The 16,276-nt window shown below is 67.0% G+C and carries 19 protein-coding genes, 1 tRNA gene and 2 pseudogenes; 10 read left to right on the top strand and 12 right to left on the bottom strand.

From position 1 onward, the window contains the following. Window positions 1-5: 5 nt before the first annotated feature. From NS2_RS31245 to NS2_RS31230, 4 genes are all read right to left on the bottom strand, one after another. Window positions 6-311, bottom strand: a complete 306-nt coding sequence (locus NS2_RS31245) for a WXG100 family type VII secretion target (protein WP_033090720.1) — start codon at window positions 309-311, stop codon at window positions 6-8. A 1-nt stretch (window position 312) separates the two neighbouring features. Further along, window positions 313-597 carry a WXG100 family type VII secretion target gene (locus NS2_RS31240; RefSeq protein ID WP_082062753.1) on the bottom strand — a complete coding sequence of 95 codons (285 nt, stop codon included), beginning with the start codon at window positions 595-597 and terminating at the stop codon, window positions 313-315. 236 nt (window positions 598-833) lie between these two features. Next, on the bottom strand, window positions 834-1,199 hold the full coding sequence (locus NS2_RS31235; RefSeq protein WP_147459104.1) for a YbaB/EbfC family nucleoid-associated protein: 366 nt from the start codon (window positions 1,197-1,199) through the stop codon (window positions 834-836). Window positions 1,200-1,471: 272 nt separating this feature from the next. Beyond that, window positions 1,472-2,683, bottom strand: coding sequence for a helix-turn-helix domain-containing protein (locus NS2_RS31230; RefSeq protein ID WP_033090719.1), 1,212 nt, complete (start codon window positions 2,681-2,683; stop codon window positions 1,472-1,474). A gap of 162 nt (window positions 2,684-2,845) precedes the next feature. Between NS2_RS31230 and NS2_RS31225 the strand changes: the two genes are divergently transcribed. From NS2_RS31225 to NS2_RS31205, 5 genes are all read left to right on the top strand, one after another. After that, on the top strand, window positions 2,846-3,037 hold the full coding sequence (locus NS2_RS31225) for a hypothetical protein (RefSeq protein ID WP_033090718.1): 192 nt from the start codon (window positions 2,846-2,848) through the stop codon (window positions 3,035-3,037). 2 nt (window positions 3,038-3,039) lie between these two features. Further along, the gene (locus NS2_RS31220; RefSeq protein ID WP_033090717.1) at window positions 3,040-3,372 is read left to right on the top strand and encodes a hypothetical protein; all 333 of its coding nucleotides are present in this window, start codon (window positions 3,040-3,042) and stop codon (window positions 3,370-3,372) included. Continuing rightward, entirely contained in the window at window positions 3,369-3,728 is a 360-nt protein-coding gene (locus NS2_RS31215; protein ID WP_143161413.1) for a hypothetical protein, read from the top strand. The genes NS2_RS31220 and NS2_RS31215 overlap by 4 nt, the downstream gene beginning before the upstream one ends. A 362-nt stretch (window positions 3,729-4,090) precedes the next feature. After that, entirely contained in the window at window positions 4,091-4,309 is a 219-nt protein-coding gene (locus NS2_RS31210; RefSeq protein ID WP_033090715.1) for a hypothetical protein, read from the top strand. 167 nt (window positions 4,310-4,476) lie between these two features. Beyond that, complete coding sequence (locus NS2_RS31205; protein ID WP_033090714.1) at window positions 4,477-5,757, top strand: recombinase family protein; 1,281 nt, start codon at window positions 4,477-4,479, stop codon at window positions 5,755-5,757. A gap of 307 nt (window positions 5,758-6,064) precedes the next feature. Here the strand turns inward: NS2_RS31205 and NS2_RS31200 are convergent. Next, window positions 6,065-6,140, bottom strand: a tRNA-Ala gene (locus tag NS2_RS31200). Window positions 6,141-6,366: 226 nt separating this feature from the next. Here NS2_RS31200 and NS2_RS31195 point away from each other — a divergent pair. From NS2_RS31195 to NS2_RS31185, 4 genes are all read left to right on the top strand, one after another. After that, window positions 6,367-7,461, top strand: coding sequence for a serine/threonine-protein kinase (locus tag NS2_RS31195; protein ID WP_084978499.1), 1,095 nt, complete (start codon window positions 6,367-6,369; stop codon window positions 7,459-7,461). A gap of 9 nt (window positions 7,462-7,470) precedes the next feature. Beyond that, the gene (locus tag NS2_RS36450) at window positions 7,471-7,614 is read left to right on the top strand and encodes a hypothetical protein (protein ID WP_155239287.1); all 144 of its coding nucleotides are present in this window, start codon (window positions 7,471-7,473) and stop codon (window positions 7,612-7,614) included. Window positions 7,615-7,618: 4 nt separating this feature from the next. Continuing rightward, complete coding sequence (locus NS2_RS31190; RefSeq protein WP_033090711.1) at window positions 7,619-8,857, top strand: hypothetical protein; 1,239 nt, start codon at window positions 7,619-7,621, stop codon at window positions 8,855-8,857. A 134-nt stretch (window positions 8,858-8,991) separates the two neighbouring features. After that, window positions 8,992-11,082, top strand: coding sequence for a hypothetical protein (locus NS2_RS31185; protein WP_033090710.1), 2,091 nt, complete (start codon window positions 8,992-8,994; stop codon window positions 11,080-11,082). An 18-nt stretch (window positions 11,083-11,100) separates the two neighbouring features. Here NS2_RS31185 and NS2_RS38045 read toward each other — a convergent pair whose 3' ends face one another. From NS2_RS38045 to NS2_RS31175, 4 genes and pseudogenes are all read right to left on the bottom strand, one after another. Next, window positions 11,101-11,289, bottom strand: a complete 189-nt coding sequence (locus tag NS2_RS38045; protein ID WP_261340760.1) for a hypothetical protein — start codon at window positions 11,287-11,289, stop codon at window positions 11,101-11,103. Between the two features lie 33 nt (window positions 11,290-11,322). Continuing rightward, a pseudogene (locus NS2_RS38040) lies at window positions 11,323-11,382 on the bottom strand (hypothetical protein); the annotation flags it as partial. A 108-nt stretch (window positions 11,383-11,490) separates the two neighbouring features. Continuing rightward, window positions 11,491-11,638, bottom strand: a pseudogene (locus NS2_RS38035) (DUF2254 domain-containing protein); the annotation flags it as partial. Between the two features lie 138 nt (window positions 11,639-11,776). After that, the gene (locus tag NS2_RS31175) at window positions 11,777-13,108 is read right to left on the bottom strand and encodes a putative glycoside hydrolase (protein ID WP_228102678.1); all 1,332 of its coding nucleotides are present in this window, start codon (window positions 13,106-13,108) and stop codon (window positions 11,777-11,779) included. Between the two features lie 124 nt (window positions 13,109-13,232). Here NS2_RS31175 and NS2_RS31170 point away from each other — a divergent pair, with 124 nt between their 5' ends. Further along, entirely contained in the window at window positions 13,233-14,234 is a 1,002-nt protein-coding gene (locus NS2_RS31170; protein ID WP_033090707.1) for a polysaccharide deacetylase family protein, read from the top strand. A gap of 3 nt (window positions 14,235-14,237) precedes the next feature. Here NS2_RS31170 and NS2_RS31165 read toward each other — a convergent pair whose 3' ends face one another. From NS2_RS31165 to NS2_RS31155, 3 genes are all read right to left on the bottom strand, one after another. Next, on the bottom strand, window positions 14,238-14,732 hold the full coding sequence (locus tag NS2_RS31165) for a hypothetical protein (RefSeq protein WP_033090706.1): 495 nt from the start codon (window positions 14,730-14,732) through the stop codon (window positions 14,238-14,240). Between the two features lie 121 nt (window positions 14,733-14,853). Next, complete coding sequence (locus NS2_RS31160) at window positions 14,854-15,801, bottom strand: QcrA and Rieske domain-containing protein (RefSeq protein WP_228102677.1); 948 nt, start codon at window positions 15,799-15,801, stop codon at window positions 14,854-14,856. Window positions 15,802-16,017: 216 nt separating this feature from the next. Next, window positions 16,018-16,276 (bottom strand): helix-turn-helix domain-containing protein (locus NS2_RS31155; RefSeq protein WP_222594893.1); only part of this gene is annotated, 259 nt, incomplete at its 5' end.

Below are 16,276 nucleotides of genomic sequence, written 5' to 3'. Positions count from 1 at the left end.
GGACACTAGCGGCCACCGAACATTTGAGAATTGGCCTCGATCGCTGAACTGTAATGGCCATGGGCCTTCTTTGCGGCGTCGCTCGTATCGGTGACGCCTTGCGCGAATTCCTGCGCGCCCGTGAGCCATTGGCGATGAGCTTCCTCATACGCCGCAGCCGCCTCGCTGTCCCAGGCTCCCGCCCGTAAGGTGGCCACTTTGTCGTCCAAGGCGGTGAACTGGTCGGTCAGAAATTTTGACAGATTGACCAGACGGGACACGAGTGCGTCCAGCGCGTCGAGGTCTACGGAGTAACCGTCGTCGTCGCTCATGTCACAGATCCAGGCTCGTGAAGCGTTCCGCGGACAGCAGATCGTGGCTGGTGTAGGTCTCGGCGGCGACCCCGAGGCTCTTGGCCAACGTGGTCAGCGCGTCGATAATGGTTTTCCCGCCCTCAGAGCATTCGTCCCAGCCGGTGTTGAAGGACTTGGCCGCGGTTCCGGTCCAGTGGAGCGCATCAACATCTTTTCCTGCCGAGTCCAGCGCCGAACGTAATGTCCCGGCGACATCCAGGGCGAAGCGGCCCAGTGCTTTTACGTCCTCGGGTACGACGAACAGGCTGTCAGCGCCCCCCCCGCATCACTCATAGCCGCAGAGGTTACCATCACTAATGTTCGACCTGCCGGGGTCGAAGGGCGCGAAGGTCCGTCTCGATAGGAGACCAACCTGTGGGATGATGTGCCGCCACGGACCGCTCATTCAACGCGACGTACCCGATCCGAAGGGAAGGCATCGAACGAACTCGACGGTGCGTCGATCATTTGTTGACACAGGTGAGCGTCGAGCAGAAGACGTCACCAGTTCGTCGAGTTGCGGAAAGGTGAGTTCAGACTCTGCTCTCGCTGCCAGTCGTCGTAGTCCACCGCATCCGCGAAGGCGGCTCCATCGCGCGGAGTGGCGGACGCGAGACCGCTTGGACCGGAACGGGGTTCATTTACGACTCCGAGTCCGAGATCTGCGCGGACAGCCTCGTATGCAGCACTACGGGCCTCCCCGATCAACTCGATCACGGTGGCCACAACCTGCTGGGGATCGGCACGACGTGCGCGGTCGGACACTGACCACCGGTGGACTGTGCCATCGGCACCGACACGAACCGACACCGAGCCATCGGGCGATGCAGCAACGGCAACCTTTTGCACCAGCATGGCCTGAACCACGTCGAGTTCTTTGCCTGACGCTCTCGGCGAACCAACAGCCGCTGTTTTCCTGTTCCCGCGCATGAGCCCCCGATTCTAACTCCAGTGTGCGGATGAGAGTTTCATCCCGACACGATTTTGGTCACACCCTACATCGCGAACGTTGGGCGCTTCGAGCCGAATCCGACGCGCTGACCGAGCCGGTCAGCGTGGGGCGGTCGAAGGTCAACCGCTCGTGTCAATCTGAGGCCGACGGTGATGAAGACGCACAAGGATCGGAATCAGCGGCGTTGTCAGACTTCGAGTCCGAGTACCGATGCGAGCTGTTCGGCGTCGGCACGGACCGTCGCACCTCCGCCTTCGACGAGGTCGGGGACCGCGGAGCGGGCGAAGAGGGAGAACCCGAAGGTGTCGGGTGATTCCCGGTTTGCCTTCGCCAGCAGGGTGACGGTGGCGAGTGGTTCGTCGCGCATATGGTGTGCGCGTGCGGTTTCGGCCGTGTGGAAGCTGCGGCGGGTGGCGGAGGGCATCATGTCCAGGTCGACCCGGGCGGCTTGTTGGATGGCGTAGCCGCTGTGCATGAGGTCGGCCTGGATGGTGATCATGTAGGCATCGACCATGGCGCGACCGAAGATGAGCCACGGGTGCACATAGTCGTCACCCAGTGCACGCGCGGCGCGGTCGGCCTCATCCCAGTGGCGTAGTGCGTCGCCCTCGCGACCGATCTTGGCGTAGGACAGTGCCATTGCCAGATGCAGCAAGCCCCACAGCGCGAGGTCGGAACCCGCTTTGTCGGGATTCAGGAGCGCGCACATCTGGTTGGCGAGTGCGACGCGTGCTTCGTGTTCTTCGCCCGCGTCGCGATAGATGTGGTTGACGTACCAGGCCGCGGCGGCCATCGCGTGCGGGTCGTCGGCGTCCTGGGCGGCCGTCATGGCGCGGTCACCGGACATCAGCACCAACGCCGCTGGCGGCTGGAACGACAGATATAGCTGGGTGAGGTGGTAGACCTGCGCCAGCAGTGCCTGCACCCGGCGGCGGTCCTTGCCGTCGAGCTGCCGCACCGCAACGCGGGTGTCACACAACAGATTCGGCAGCAAAGTCGCCACAGCCGAACGCTGGTGAGCCGCACCATGCCACAGAACCCACGCCTGCTGCACACGCGCGGCCAGCGCTTCGGGCGACAGGTCGGCGTTCTCGCTGCTGGGCGTCACCGGATAGGAGGCAAGCGCCTCGGTGACTTTGGGCAGGGCGGGGTGGGTCGCCTTCGCGTAGACCGAGCGGGCCAGAGGTTGTTCGCCGGTGAGCTGGGTCAGGTCGTTGAGGTCGAGGATCTCGGCCAGGCGGATGAGCATGGGCAGACGGGGCAGTTTCAGTCGGCCGGTCTCCAATGATGTGACCCAACTGCCCGAGCGGCCGGCGAGTTCGCCGAGCATGGGGCGGGTCATGCCTGCTTGGCGACGCAGGCGCATCAGTCGGGGGCCGAATTCGTTGTCTTGCACCATGGCGATATCTCCGCACGGTCCGCAACGGCATAGGGGGACAGTTTGTGCCCCTGGTCAATTGTGGCACGTGTCACGGTCATGGGGCACCGGCCGCCGGATCGGAATTCCCCCTGGGGCCGGGTGCACTCCAGAACCGTTCCAGGGAGCAGGAGAACACCCGACATGTCGATCATCCTCGTCGCCACACTGATTCCGCTACTGCTGTTCGTCGCCGCCGTCCTCGGTCGCGTCGCCGACGGCGGCGTCACCGACAGCGCTCGGCACACGAAGCCGCGGCTGACTGTCGCCGACATTCAGGCCAGACTCGCCGCCGAGCCACCACACACCTATGTCCCGATCAGCCGGGGGTGGTGAGCATGGGCCTGCTGCCCTCCGCTGTGGGGTTCCTGCGCAGTGATGTCTCGGGGCTCAACCAGCCCCGTGATGAGCTGCGAATCCTCGCTGCCGCCAAGCGAACGGGTTACGACCTGCGGAAGACAATTGTGTTCAGCGAACATACCGAAGATCGCGTCCACCGCCTGCGGGTGGCCATCGCCCGTCTGGACGTCGATACCGTAATCGTGCCCAGCACTGAGCATTTCGACGACCACACGATCCCCGAGCAACTGCTCGAGGTCGCCACCGTCATCACAGTGTCACCTGGGAACACCTGGGCCCGAACCCCTCGCCTCGCGAGTGAGGCACCGTGATGTCTGCCGAAGGCGTGACAGCGCTGCTGAACGGGGACCGGCCCGCCGGGTGGCTGCAGTATCACGACGGGTCCTGGGCACCGGTCGGGTACGACGGCAAGGTCGGCACCGCGATCACCGCGGACGACCTGCTCGCGGTTGCGCGTGAAGACCTGGCTGCACTTGAGGAAGCCGGACTGATCACAGAGGTTATCGACGTCGAGCCGCTCGAGGTCATCGATTTCGAGCACCAGAATCCGGGCGGACGCGCACGAAGTATCCAACTCGCTTTGGATCACGGGGCAACGGGCCGCGCTCAGTGGCGGGATCGAGGTGGTCGGCCGGGATTGCCGGGATTATCGGCATCAGCCGAGTAGAGCAGCAGGCGTAGCGAGCTGCGCCCCGACGACGACAGACGTGGGCGCGTTTCACGCACCGCCGCGACCATATCCAAAGCACCTCAGGGACAAGACAATTGTCCCTGGGGTGCATTCTTGTGGCGACACCGATCGTTATCGAACCGTTTCACACTGAAATGTCGAAATCGGGCCCCTGCTCGGCAGTTAACAGGCGCACGCAGCCAATAGGCCAAACCCAGCGGACCGCGCGATCGACGCCAAACCTTGACCACGGAACACGGAATTGCGTCAATTCCGGTCCCGTACCCGGATAAACGCGGGTTCCCCTGCCAGTACAGGGTGACGCCACTCCAAACGCCGAACATCACGCAGGAGCCTCAATGGAACACCCCGAACCCCGAAAGCGCGCCTCCACTGGCACCGAACCCGCCAAGCAGCCTGCCCGCGACCGCGCCCACCAGCGTTGGCACATTGACCGAATCGACACCGAAGCCCTCACCACCACCCAACACGACACCGCCGTCACCCTCCTCGCCGACCTCATCACCGCATGGACCCACCGCCACCACACCGACTATGGCGCACGGAACGCCGCATGAAACACCCCGACCGAAATACCCGCCACACCAATACATTCGAAAACCGATCGAGGGACAATAGACCCGGCGGCACACCCCGAATCCCGAACCCGAATTCCGGGACGCCGCAGGTTGTTTCGGACATCCATATTCTCGAGAAACGTGTATCGATGGGAAGGAACGGCAGCATGGCAGGAACCAAGAAATCCTCAACGTCACGTATCTCCACCGACACGGCCGCATGGGAACAGGACGTGCGAGTAGGTACCTACACCCGCCGCTCCACCACCGAAGACAACCAGCCCTACTCCATCGAAGCCCAGGACGCCCGCCTGGACTCCTACATCGATTCCCAACCCGGCTGGCGGCACACCTCCACCTTCACCGACGACGCCTCCGGCGCCAGCACCGAACGGCCAGGTCTGCAACGTGCCATGCACGCGGCGCGCGCCGGGGTCATCGATGTGCTCGTGGTCTACCGAGTCGACCGCTTCTCGCGCAACCTGCGCGACCTGGTCACCCTGCTCGACGAGTTGGACCGGGCCAAGGTCGTGTTCCGCTCGGCCACAGAACCATTCGACACCTCCACTCCCATGGGCCGCATGTTGGTGCAGATGCTGGGCATGTTCGCCCAATTCGAACGCGACACCATCATCGACCGCGTCATCGCGGGCATGGAACGCAAAGCCGCCAAAGGACTTTGGAAGGGCGGCAAACGGCCCTACGGCTACCGAGTCGACAAAACCACCCAAGCCCTCATCATGGACGAGGCCGAAGCCGTGGTTGTGCGCATGATCTTCGACCTCTACGCCTGCCGCCGTCTCGGTGCCCGTGCCGTCGCCGCGGAGTTGAATGCTCGCGGACATCGTGCCAGCACCGGTCGAGAATGGTCCGGGCATCACGTGCTGCGGATCCTCAATAGCCGGATCTACCTCGGCGAGTTGACTTTCCGCGGCACCACCGTCACCGACACCCACCCCGCTCTCATCGACACCGACACCTTCGACCACGCCCGAAAAGTCCTCGAAGCACGCGGAGAATCCCACGCTCACCGCGCTGCCAACTCCTCGGACTACCTGCTGACTGGCCGCCTGCGCTGCCCGCGCTGCGGGCGCGCCATGATCGGCACCCGCGCCACCGGCCGCTCCCGCAGCTACCGCTACTACACCTGCTTCAACCGTGCCCGCTACGACACCGACAAGTGCGACTTCACCCGCCTCGACGCCGACTCCGTCGACTCAGCCATCCTCGAATCTCTGGGCAAGTTCTACCGCACCCGCCACGACCTGATCACCCAGGCCATCCACGCCCAGAGGCTCCATCACCGAGACGCCAGCAGCGACACTCGCGCCGAGCTGACCACCGTCTCCGCTGAACTCATCAAGACCCAACAGGGCGGTCGACCGGTATCTGACCGCCTTCGAAAACGGCACCCTCGACCCCGAGCTCCTCGCCGGACGACTGGGTGAGCTGCGCGCCAAGACAACCCAGCTCACCACGCGCCGCGACCAACTCACCGCCACCCTGGCCAGCGAACCCACTGCCCCGGAACCCACAACGCTGGATCGGATCGCCGACCGCATCGCGGAAATCATCGCCACAGGCACCCGTACCCAGGCCAAGGCACTGATCGAGGCCCTGGTCGCCCAGGTTGCCATCACCGGACCCGACCGCCTCGTCCCCACCTTCCGCATCCCCAACCCGGAAACGACATTGGGGCTGGTACCGCTTCTGCGGTACCAGCCCCAATGGAGTCGGTTCGTGCAATGACACGATTGGTGGAGCTAAGGGGACTCGAACCCCTGACCCCCACACTGCCAGTGTGGTGCGCTACCAGCTGCGCCATAGCCCCGGATGCTTGCCGCCGGGTTTCTTCGGCGACTGGGAGAAGGTACACCATGGGACCCCGGGTCGGGCAAATCGGCTGGTGAGGGGGTGGGGGAAGGGAGGGAAAGGGGTTGGGGTGGTGGCGGGATGAGGGACGGGTGGGTGGGTGGGGGCGGGCGTACACTCGCGGGTGATCCGTTGTAGTCGGGGGGTGGGCTGCGGGAGAGCGGCTGCTCCGCGGGGAAGGTTTCGTGCCGGTGAGGCTGATCAATGGGCGGTATGAGCTCAGGGGGCTTGTCGGCAAGGGTGGGATGGCCGAGGTTTGGGATGCCTGGGATCGGCAGTTGCGCAGGCAGGTTGCGGTCAAGGTGCTGGATGCGGGGAGTCTGGCGGTGAGGGCGCAGGATGAGCAGGTGGCCTGGCAGCGGTTCGAGCGGGAGGCTCGGATTGCGGCGCAGATGAATTGTTCGAATGTTGTGATGCTGCATGATTCGGGGGTTTTCGATGAGAATGGGTGTCGGTCACCGTTTTTGGTGATGGAGTTCATTCATGGGGAGAATCTGCGGCAGTACATGGGGGCACGGGAGAATTGGGGGTTGCCGCCGGTTGCGCGGGTGCTCACCGATGCGTTGAGTGGGCTGGTCTACGCGCATTCGAAGCAGGTGGTGCATCGGGATATCAAGCCCGAGAACATCATGATTTGCCGGGATGGGTCGGCGAAGTTGGCGGATTTCGGGATCGCCATCGAGATGCGGGAGAACAGGCTGCGGCTCACGCGGGCCAATCAGGTGGTGGGGACGAAGAATTACTCGGCGCCGGAGTATCTCGAGCATGGGCGGTTCACTCATCTCAGCGATGTGTACTCGTTCGCGGTGGTGTGCACCGAGGTGCTGGAGGCGGTGTTCGCGCCGGCGAATCTGCCGCAGCAGCTCAGATCGGTGCTGGATCAGGCGCTTTCGCCGGATCCGGCGCTGCGGTTCCAGTCCGCGGCGGAGTTCCAGCACTACTTCCGCGACGCCGTGCATTCGGAGACCCGCGAGGTGACGCGGAGGATCCAGACCCCCGACCCCGCCACCGTGCCGGTGCGCTCGCAGACCAGCGTCCTCACCGGCCCGCCCCCGACCACCGCGAGCCCGGGCGTCGACCTGCCCGCGACCGGCCTGTGGGGCATCTTCATCCACCCGGCCCTGGCCTACCGCCAACGCGTCCTGGAGGGCCTCACCCGCGACGATCCCCGCTACATCGGCGGCGTCCTACTGGGTGCCGCTCTCGCCGGAATCACCGCGGGCTGGCTGGTTTTCGTGCTGCTCGCCTGGGTGATCGTCTCCATCGCCCACCACCTTTGAGGAACTGCGATGACACACAATCGGGCCGGTCTGGCCTGGCAGCAGTATGTGTACCCGGGCTCGCGCGCCTGGCACTGGCTGCGAATGGCGGCCGCGCTCGGCGCGGGCTGTTTCCTGATCACCCTGCTGTGGCTGACCTACCAGGTGCTGTGACACGGTGCGCATCGTCTGCCTGAACTGCCTGGCCGAGTTCAAGTTCGACTCCGGCCGCCGCTCCTGGATCTGGGTGCTGCGCCAGCCCAACGGCGGCTTCGCCACCCGGGTCGGCGACTATTCGCGCCACCTGGATCGGCGCTGCCCCAACGGCTGTGAGATCGACGAGGAGATCCTCGACTATCCCACCACGGTGATCGGCTTCGTCGGCAAATCCGCTTCGTCCAAAACACATCTCATCGTGTCCATGATCTATTCGGTCATGAACGATCCGGTGCTGGCCCGCGAATGGTCCATCGTGCCGTCCCGCCGCTCCACGAAAATGCTTGCCGTGCTGGAGAACACGCTGATGAACCGGCAGGCCATCGGCTACACGCAGAAGCGCGGCTATCTCGGTGCGCAGCGGCAGGAGAACATCCCGCCCGGCGCGCCGCAACCGCCCCGCCCGCCCATGCCGCCGCGACCCCCGCAACCGCCGATGACCCAGCAGCAGACCCAGTCCCACGCCTGGAGCAACTGGCAGGTCCGCACCCCGATCCTGATCAAGTTCACGTCCCTGTCCACCAGGCGCACAGTGAATCTCGCGTTCGTGGACGTCGCGGGCGAGGATGTCGCCGACGCCGAGATCGCCGCCAAGGTGAGCCCGCACCTGGCCATCGCCGACTTCATCTGGTTCGTGGTGCCGTCCACCCTGAACAAGCAGTACCTGGCCATGATGCGCGAGCACGCGGGCCCGGCCAACGCGGACAGCCTGAGCAACAATGTCGAGCACTCCCAGACCGTGGGCCGCACCAAGATGATGATCGATCAGATCGCCAAGTTGTGGCGCACCGCCAACAGCTATCCGCTGGACCTGCCGATCGAGCCACCCCGCCTGCACGCCTCGACGATCATCGCGAAATCCGATCTGCTGTCGCTGATCAACCTGCCCGAGGTCGGCATCGTGGCACCGCCCGCGGACTGGGCCGACACCCCGTACAGCCTCAACGGCGCGGGCAACCTCTACCAGCCGGGCCAGATCGACTACCGCTCCGACGCCACGAGATCACTTGTGCGCAAACTGTTTCCGGCCGTCGACTCGACGCTGTCCATCCATTTCCCGCACAACCGCTACTTCCCGGTCTCGGCGGTGGGCTGCGGCAAGCGGGCCGACAACACCTACCCGGTGTTCAAACCCTTCGCCGCCGTGGACCCGGTGATCCACATGCTCAACCTCATCGACCACCTACGGGCGGACCGATGACGGGTTTCGCGCAACTGCTGTGCGGCTGGGCCATGGTGAGCCTGGAGTCCTCCGGCACCGGTGTCGGCGTGGTCGCACGCTCCGGAAACTAGCCCGCCGCACTGGGATCCACCACGCGGGAGCTGGGTTCGCTGGTGTCCTGGGACGGGGCCCCGGCCGCGCCGGACGCTTTCGCACTGGAATTCACGCTGGCGCGCGGACTGGCCGTCGCGGTATTGAAGACGCCCTCGAACGCACGCCCCGGCACCTGCGTGGCACACCTGATCGCTGCCGAACCCGGAACGCTGGACGGCGCGACCACCCTGACCCTCTACGACTCCGGCGGATTCCGCACCACCCTCGACGATCCCCGATACCCGACAGACCGCTGGAACCCCCCACCGAAACCTTTGGACCGCAATGGTTCCGCGTTCACCGCCGCGGCCGACGCCTACCTCGACCTGGAATGGCTGCCCGCGCTGCTCGGCTACACCCTCGCGCATCTGTCCGGTCGCGGCCCCGCCGTCGAGCTGCATGTCGAGCACGCCACCGACGCCCTGGCCATGCTGCGCGCGCTCTACGGCATCCTGCCGCGGAACAGCCTGCGCGACTTGACCTTCTGCACCTCCACAACCCCGGCCGTGCACCCTCCGGCCATCACCGCGGTGACCCGGGACAACCCCGCCGCGCCCGGCGGCGAACGCCGCATCGTCTCCCCGGGCGATCGAGGCGATGAATCGGACCCCTTCGTCCAGCTCGGTCAGCAGCTCGTCGACTACCGGCGCGCCGGTGTGGCGATCCCCGAAAGTCTCTCCACGGCAGCGGAAATCGGCCAGTGGTGTCACCGCAGGCACCTGCGTTCCCGTCCCCCCGCCGAGCTCGACGACGACTCCCTGGCCGAGGTGATCGCCGATCCCGAGCTGTCCCCCGACTGGTTCCGCGACCAGACCGTCGCGAGCCGCGCCGTCGCCCTCGCCATCGGAAGACCCTCCGCGGCAAGGGCATTGGCCGCCCACGACCACCGCCCCGGCGTCCGCCGCACCTTCGAACAGCTGCTCACCGACCGCATCCTGGCCGACGGCCCCGACCGCGCCCGCACCGTCGAGGTGGCGCGCCTGCTCGATCTCGATATGAGCGACGCGCTCGCCGCGGCCGCCTGGGCCCGACTCACCAACGGCTCCGGCCCGCTCACCCCCGCCGACGCCGAATCCGTCTGGCCGCGCCTGCGAAAGGACTGGGCCACCGGCGATCACGAGCGCCGCCGCGTGATCGCCGGATACCTGCTGCGCCACCGCACCCTGCGCGAGCACTCCCTCGAATCCCGCGACCGGGCCCTGGTGTACGAGACCCTGAATGCCGAGGTAGACGATCCCGGCGTCCACACCGCCGACAGCCGGATCCTGCGCAGCGCCATGTACACCAACCTCGCCATCGTGGCCCAGCTGGTGGTGAACGTCTCCTGCAACGGCCGGGATCGCTATGCGCTGGACCAGATCCTGGCCTGCGCGCCGACCGAGCTGCTGCCGACCCTCATCGCCGAGGCCGCCCGCTACCCGGCCCTCGACACCGCCGATCTGCTGAAGGCCCTGACCCTTTCGCGATCCGAGCCCGCCGAGCTGGTCGCCGCCCTGCGCCCCGCATGGCGCACGCTCCGCCGTCCACTGCACCTCCCGGAACCGATCGAGGCCCTGGTGACCCTCGCCGTCCCCGCCCCGGAACCCGAATCCGAACGCGGTGGAATCCGCCTGCCCCGCTTGCCATTCGGCCGCCTCAGAAGAACCAGCTGGTCCCGAACCGAACTCTCGGACCTGATCCACACCCCGGCCACCGACCGGCCCGCCGCCGAATACCCGTGCGGAATCCTCTCGGCAGCCCTGACCGCCGACCCCGAATACGTTGTCGCCGAGCTAGTTTCCCGGTCCAAGGCCCCCGACGCCGTCCCCGCCCTGCGCCGTATCCTCGCCTTCACCCCGCCCGATCGACTCCCCACCCTGCTCACCGAGTGCGCCCGCCGGTGGGACCTGCCCCACCCCACCCTTCTGCACGCCGTGGCCGCCCTGAACCTCCCCCCGGTCGACCTGACCGATACCCTCTCCCCCGCCTGGCCGTGGCTGCGCACCCGCTTCGACCTCCCCCGCGCCATCGCCCCCCTGCTCACCCTCGACCCGGCCGACACCCTCCCCCCGGCGGCGAAGCCCCTTCCGGACGACCGGAATTCCCGCCGCACCCGATGGTTCCGGCACTGACCGCTCCGCGGTCCGGAACTACTCCTCGGTCCGGAACTGCGCCATCACCCGGTACCGCCGCAGCACGTCCTGGAGATCCGCGCCCTCCGGAATCGACTCCAGCGCCGACCGCTTGATCATCTCCGCCTGCTCGAGCAGCACCCCGCGCCGCGCGGGATCATCGGTGCGGCTGGCGATCTGGGCGAGTGCGTCGAGCTGCCGGATCATGACCGCCGGGCTGCCGCGCCCGTCCTGGCGGATCTTCTCGAACGCCCGCTGCACCAGCCGCTCGTAATTCGCCCGCGCCGCGATGACCCGCACGTACCCGTCCCGGCTGCGGCGTGATCTGGGTGCCGCGATCCCGGATGAACAGGCGCAGCATGCGCGGCCCGAACTGGGTGGAGGCTAGGGTCAGCGCCACGATGGTGATCGAGAAGACCACGCCGACCACCGTCATGATGGCCGCGGCGATGGCGGTGAGCACCTGCCGCGCGGAGTCGGGCGTGCCGCCGATCACCCAGCTCGGAACCTCGAACGCGCCCCGGTACACCGCCCGGTCCAGTAGATACGTGCCCACGAACAGCGCCACCGCCGCCAGCACTTCGACCGTCGGCACGAACCATAGGTTCGTCCGCAGCGCCTCACGGCGGCGGTCGGATTCCAGCAGAATTCCGGACACGATGCAGCCCTCCTGCCCCGGAGGGCGATCCGGCGATCAGCCGGGGAGGATGCCGCCTGGGTGGTAGGTGACGGCGGGGTTCCAGAGGAAGAAGCCGTTGTACCCGGCGTCGTGGGTGGCGTCGATCTGGGCCTTCACCTGTGCGTCGCCGTAGGCTACACCGAGACTGAAGTCCTGGAGCCACGGGATGATCTGGGCATTGGTGCCGGCCGTGCGCGCCCGGAAGTCCTGCAGCGAGCGGAACACGATGTCGTAGGGCTGCGAATTGGGGTTGGCCACGTCGTATTCGCCGGGATGCCAGTGCGAGGGGTAGAGCATCGGGGCGAGGAAATCCACGTACCGGGCCATCGAGGGGATGTCCTGGGCGATCTCGTCGGGCCGGGTGGCGGCGATGCCGAAGACCGCGGCGCTGAGCGAGGCTCCCGCGTCGTGCACCGGATCCCGGACCTCGCGCAGGAAGTTCGCGATCGAATCCGACGGCGACTCGCCCAGCCCAGGGAACTGCATGCCGCCCAGCCCGCCGTCGGGCCTGCGGATGTAGTCGTACATGACACCGTCGAAGCCGAGTCGCGCGGCCTCCACCGCGAGATCGCGTTTGTACGAACGGATTTCGGGGCTCGCGAAATTGGTGAAGGCGATGGCCCCGTACCCGCTGGAGTACGGCTGACCGCCCGAATTCTGGATCACCCAGTCGGGGTGGCCGTTGTGCCAGGCCCAGCCCGCGAGCGTCGGATCGCGGAAGGCGACGATCCGGCCCACCACCTTCAGCCCCATATCGTGCAGCTGCTTCAGCGCCGCCCCGGCGTCGTAAATCGTGCTGGCCGCACCGGATTCGCGAGCCAGTGGCACCTGCGAGTCGTAGCCGACGATGCCGTCCTCGTCCTTGATATCGAGTTCGATGGTGTCGATGCGGCCCTCCCGGGCCATATCCAGCACGGCCTCACGCATGGGTTCGTAGGCCCAGCCGTAGGCGGTGACGTGCACGGCGCGGATGCGCGGCAGCACCACATCCACCTTCAACGGATTGGTAGCCTTGTCCCCGGCCTTGTTGATGGCCACCACCGTGGTGTCCACCGGAGCATGCGGCAGCGTGAGTTCGAAGCTCCCATCCGGCGCGGGTTGTACCGACCGGTCGCCAATCGTCACCTGTTTCGCACCGATCGCCTTGCCGCGCACCGTGACCGGATCGCGATAGGACCCCGCCGCGGCCTGCGGCGTCAGCTCCAGCCGGGGCGGCCGGGCCTCGGCGGCGGCGACCGAGGGACGCCCGCGGCCGAAGATGAAGGCCGATGCGGCGAGGATCAGGACGAGCACCGCACCGACAGCGAGCAGGGCGGACCGCCGGCGGCGGATCGACCGGAGTCGCATGAGCAACGTACACACCAACTTCCACAGACGCCTGTTGCGCACCACTATCGCGCCTGGCGTCAGGTGACGGCCGAGTTTCGCGGAGATCAACTCAAAACCGTTGCCGCAGAGTAGCGTTGCTGCGATGAGGGCGTGGACCATGCTGCGAATGGTCACGGCGGCGCTGATGTGCGCGACCGCCGCCGCATGCGGAGGGACGACCGCCACCGCGCCGCCACCTGCCACCACCACACCGCCCCTGGCCGCCCGCCCACCGGACCCGGCCACCATCGCCGCCAATGAGCTGGGCCAGATCCCGATCCTCATGTACCACCGCATCGAGACCGACCCCGGCAGCGAATACGACGAGACGCCACAGCAATTCACCGCCGAGCTGGACCGGCTCTACACCGAGGGCTACCGCCCGATCACCATCGCCACCTTCCTCTCGGGCAGCATCGACCTGCCCGCGGGCACCCACCCGGTGATCCTCACCTTCGACGACTCCACCCGCCCCCAGCTCACCCTCACCGCCTCCGGCGACCCCACCCCCGACTGCGCCGTCGGCCTGCTCGAGCAATTCCATTCCCGCCACCCCGATTTCGCCGCCACCGCCACCTTCTACGTCAACAACGACCCCTTCGGCGCCGACCCCCGCACGCTGCCCTGGCTCGCCCGCCACGGCTACGACCTCGGCGCGCACACCGCCACCCACGCCAACCTCGCCCGCCTCCCCGCCACCGACGTCCAACGCGAACTCGTCCAGAACATCCGAGCCATCACCGCCGCCACCCCCGGCACCCCTCTCCGCTCCATGGCCCTCCCCCTGGGCGTCTATCCCGCCGACCGCACCCTCGCCGCCTCCGGCTCCTGGGACGGCACCTCGTACAACTTCGCCGCGGTCCTTTTGGTCGGAGCAAATCCCGCCCCCTCCCCCTTCGCCACCAACATGGAACCGACCGCCCTCCCCCGAATCCGCTCCGGCCGCACCCCGATCCCCTTCGCGTCCACCTACTGGCTCGACTGGCTCGCCGCCAACCCCACCGACCGCTACACCTCCGACGGCGACCCCACCCACCTCTCCTTCCCCCGCTCCCGCACCGACCAACTGTCCCCACGCTGGACCTCCACCGCCCAGCCCTACTGACCGCTACCCCTCGCGCCGCCTGACATTGACGCACCACCAGATCGCCCCGGCGACAGCCAGCGCCAAGCCGAGAATCAGCAGGTACAGACCGAACTTCAGGTCGACTCCGGAGATCTCGTACACCCTCTTGGACTCGGATTCGGCCGACGACATCAGGGTGAAACCGATCGCGACCCAGAGGACGGTGGCGAACGCTTGCGCACAGGTGACGACCAGGACGCCTGCAATGGCCTCGGAGGTTTGGAATCGTTCGCCCAGCAGTCCGGGAAGCAGGATGAGCAGTACCGCACCGGCAATCAGCGGGCCCATCGGTAGCGTCCCGAAATCCCGCAGATCGATGAACGAATATTCGCGACCACCGCCGATACGGTCGAAGGACAACAGCGGCTGATAGCTGCCGATCAGTAGGAACAGGCCACCGAAGACCATGAGCGCCCGGCCGAATCCCCGCTGTAGGACGCCTTCGCCCGGACCATCCGACTCCGCATCGCTCGCCATGGAGATCGAGTGTGCCAGCGCGTAACCGACCGAATCGGACCTTGCAGTCCGGACCGGCGAGTTGCGGTCCGTTCAGCGGGTGGCCATCACGGTCTTCGAACGTAGTGAACCAGCGGAGCGTTCAGCAGCCCAGGCAGCCGGGCGGAATGATCTCGCACCACCAGGGTTTCGGCGGCGGGATCGGGGCGTTCGGATCGCCCGCGCCCGAAACCACCCATTCGCCTTGCACGCTCACCTCGCGGCCGTCCAGGGGCCGCGAGGCGGGGCCGGTCGCCACCGATCCGTCCAGATTGAATTTGCTGCCGTGGCACGGGCAGTTGATGGTCCCGCCGGAGATCTCGTTGACCGCGCAGCCCAGGTGGGTGCAGATCACCGACAATCCGACGTAATGGCCCGCATTCGGTTGCGTCACAACGGTATTGCCGACGATCAGGCCGCCGCCCACCGGGATCTCCGAGGTTCGCGCCAGCGCATTGTCGGGTGCGCCCGCCTCGGTGACCGTCACCGGCGCGGGCTCGGCCTGCGGCTGCTGCTCGGCGGCCGGAGCCACCGGCGGAGCGGGCGCGGGACCGGCGACCAACTGCCCGCCCTGCACGCTCACCTCGCGCGCCGCCAGCCCCCGCGTCGCGGGCCCGCGCACCAGCGAACCGTCCAGCCCGAATTGGCTGCCGTGACAGGGGCAATTGATCACGCCGCCCGAAATCGAGTTCACCGCGCAGCCCAGATGCGGGCAGACGGTCGAAAAGGCCAGGTAATTCCCGGCATTCGGCTGCGTCACCACGGTGTCCCCGAGAATCACGCCGCCCCCGACCGGCACCTGCTCGGTACCGGCCAGCACGGTGCCGTTCACCGGCGCGGGCCCCGGTTCCGCCGCGGGCGCCTCCGTGCTCGGCGGCGGTGCAGCCGCTGTGGTGGTGGTCGGCGGCGCGCCCGCCGTGGTGGTGGCCGTCGCGCCGGAGGTGGTGGCGGCTGGTGGCGACGCCGCGCGCTGAGTGCTGCACGCGGCCGCCGCCATCACCACCCCCGCCGCGACGACGATCTCTCTGCGCCCTACCTGATCGACACTCATCGTGACCTCGATTGCTCGGTACGCCGACGTGGTTGAAACGACCCAGCCCCTGATTCGGTTCGATCCCGGCCCCGTTCCGGTGCGATCCGCGACAGGCTCGGCTCGATCCCCACGGGCACCATGTGAGCCTCAGCCGATGCACACACCGGTCGCAGTGGCATGTCCCCCGCCCAACTTCTGATCAATGGACCGTCGAGCTGGTGTCGTCTGTCGTGGTTATGCGGCCAGGGACACCGACAGCTCGGCGTCGAGGGCGGCGGCAACTCGCTCGAGGGTCGTCAACGTAGGCACCACATCTCCGGCCTCGAGACGACTGATCGCGTGCGGTTTCAGACCGGCTCGCCTGGCTAGCTCGGTTTGCGTCCAGCCTCGCGTCTCCCGGACCGCACGCACCTGGCAACCCAGTTCATGCGCCAGCGCGTAGGCTTTCATGGCTGCCCGGTACTCAGGGGTGGCGCGCTTTGCGGCTAGTACT

The organism is Nocardia seriolae NBRC 15557, from assembly GCF_007990715.1.
In the GTDB taxonomy this organism is placed as follows: Bacteria; Actinomycetota; Actinomycetes; order Mycobacteriales; family Mycobacteriaceae; genus Nocardia; species Nocardia seriolae.
The sequence above is the reverse complement of the archived record's forward strand: the minus strand, read 5'-3'. Positions and strand labels throughout refer to the sequence as shown.

Bases quoted from the DNA above. Each gene is read 5' to 3' on its own strand.
- NS2_RS31170 (WP_033090707.1), top strand. From the start codon at position 13,233: ATGAGGGCGTGGACCATGCTGCGAATGGTCACGGCGGCGCTGATGTGC.
- NS2_RS31175 (WP_228102678.1), bottom strand. From the start codon at position 13,108: ATGCGACTCCGGTCGATCCGCCGCCGGCGGTCCGCCCTGCTCGCTGTC.
- NS2_RS31210 (WP_033090715.1), top strand. From the start codon at position 4,091: ATGGAACACCCCGAACCCCGAAAGCGCGCCTCCACTGGCACCGAACCC.
- NS2_RS36450 (WP_155239287.1), top strand. From the start codon at position 7,471: ATGACACACAATCGGGCCGGTCTGGCCTGGCAGCAGTATGTGTACCCG.
- NS2_RS31245 (WP_033090720.1), bottom strand. From the start codon at position 311: ATGAGCGACGACGACGGTTACTCCGTAGACCTCGACGCGCTGGACGCA.
- NS2_RS31220 (WP_033090717.1), top strand. From the start codon at position 3,040: ATGGGCCTGCTGCCCTCCGCTGTGGGGTTCCTGCGCAGTGATGTCTCG.
- NS2_RS31225 (WP_033090718.1), top strand. From the start codon at position 2,846: ATGTCGATCATCCTCGTCGCCACACTGATTCCGCTACTGCTGTTCGTC.
- NS2_RS38045 (WP_261340760.1), bottom strand. From the start codon at position 11,289: ATGATCCGGCAGCTCGACGCACTCGCCCAGATCGCCAGCCGCACCGAT.
- NS2_RS31160 (WP_228102677.1), bottom strand. From the start codon at position 15,801: ATGAGTGTCGATCAGGTAGGGCGCAGAGAGATCGTCGTCGCGGCGGGG.
- NS2_RS31230 (WP_033090719.1), bottom strand. From the start codon at position 2,683: ATGGTGCAAGACAACGAATTCGGCCCCCGACTGATGCGCCTGCGTCGC.
- NS2_RS31205 (WP_033090714.1), top strand. From the start codon at position 4,477: ATGGCAGGAACCAAGAAATCCTCAACGTCACGTATCTCCACCGACACG.
- NS2_RS31165 (WP_033090706.1), bottom strand. From the start codon at position 14,732: ATGGCGAGCGATGCGGAGTCGGATGGTCCGGGCGAAGGCGTCCTACAG.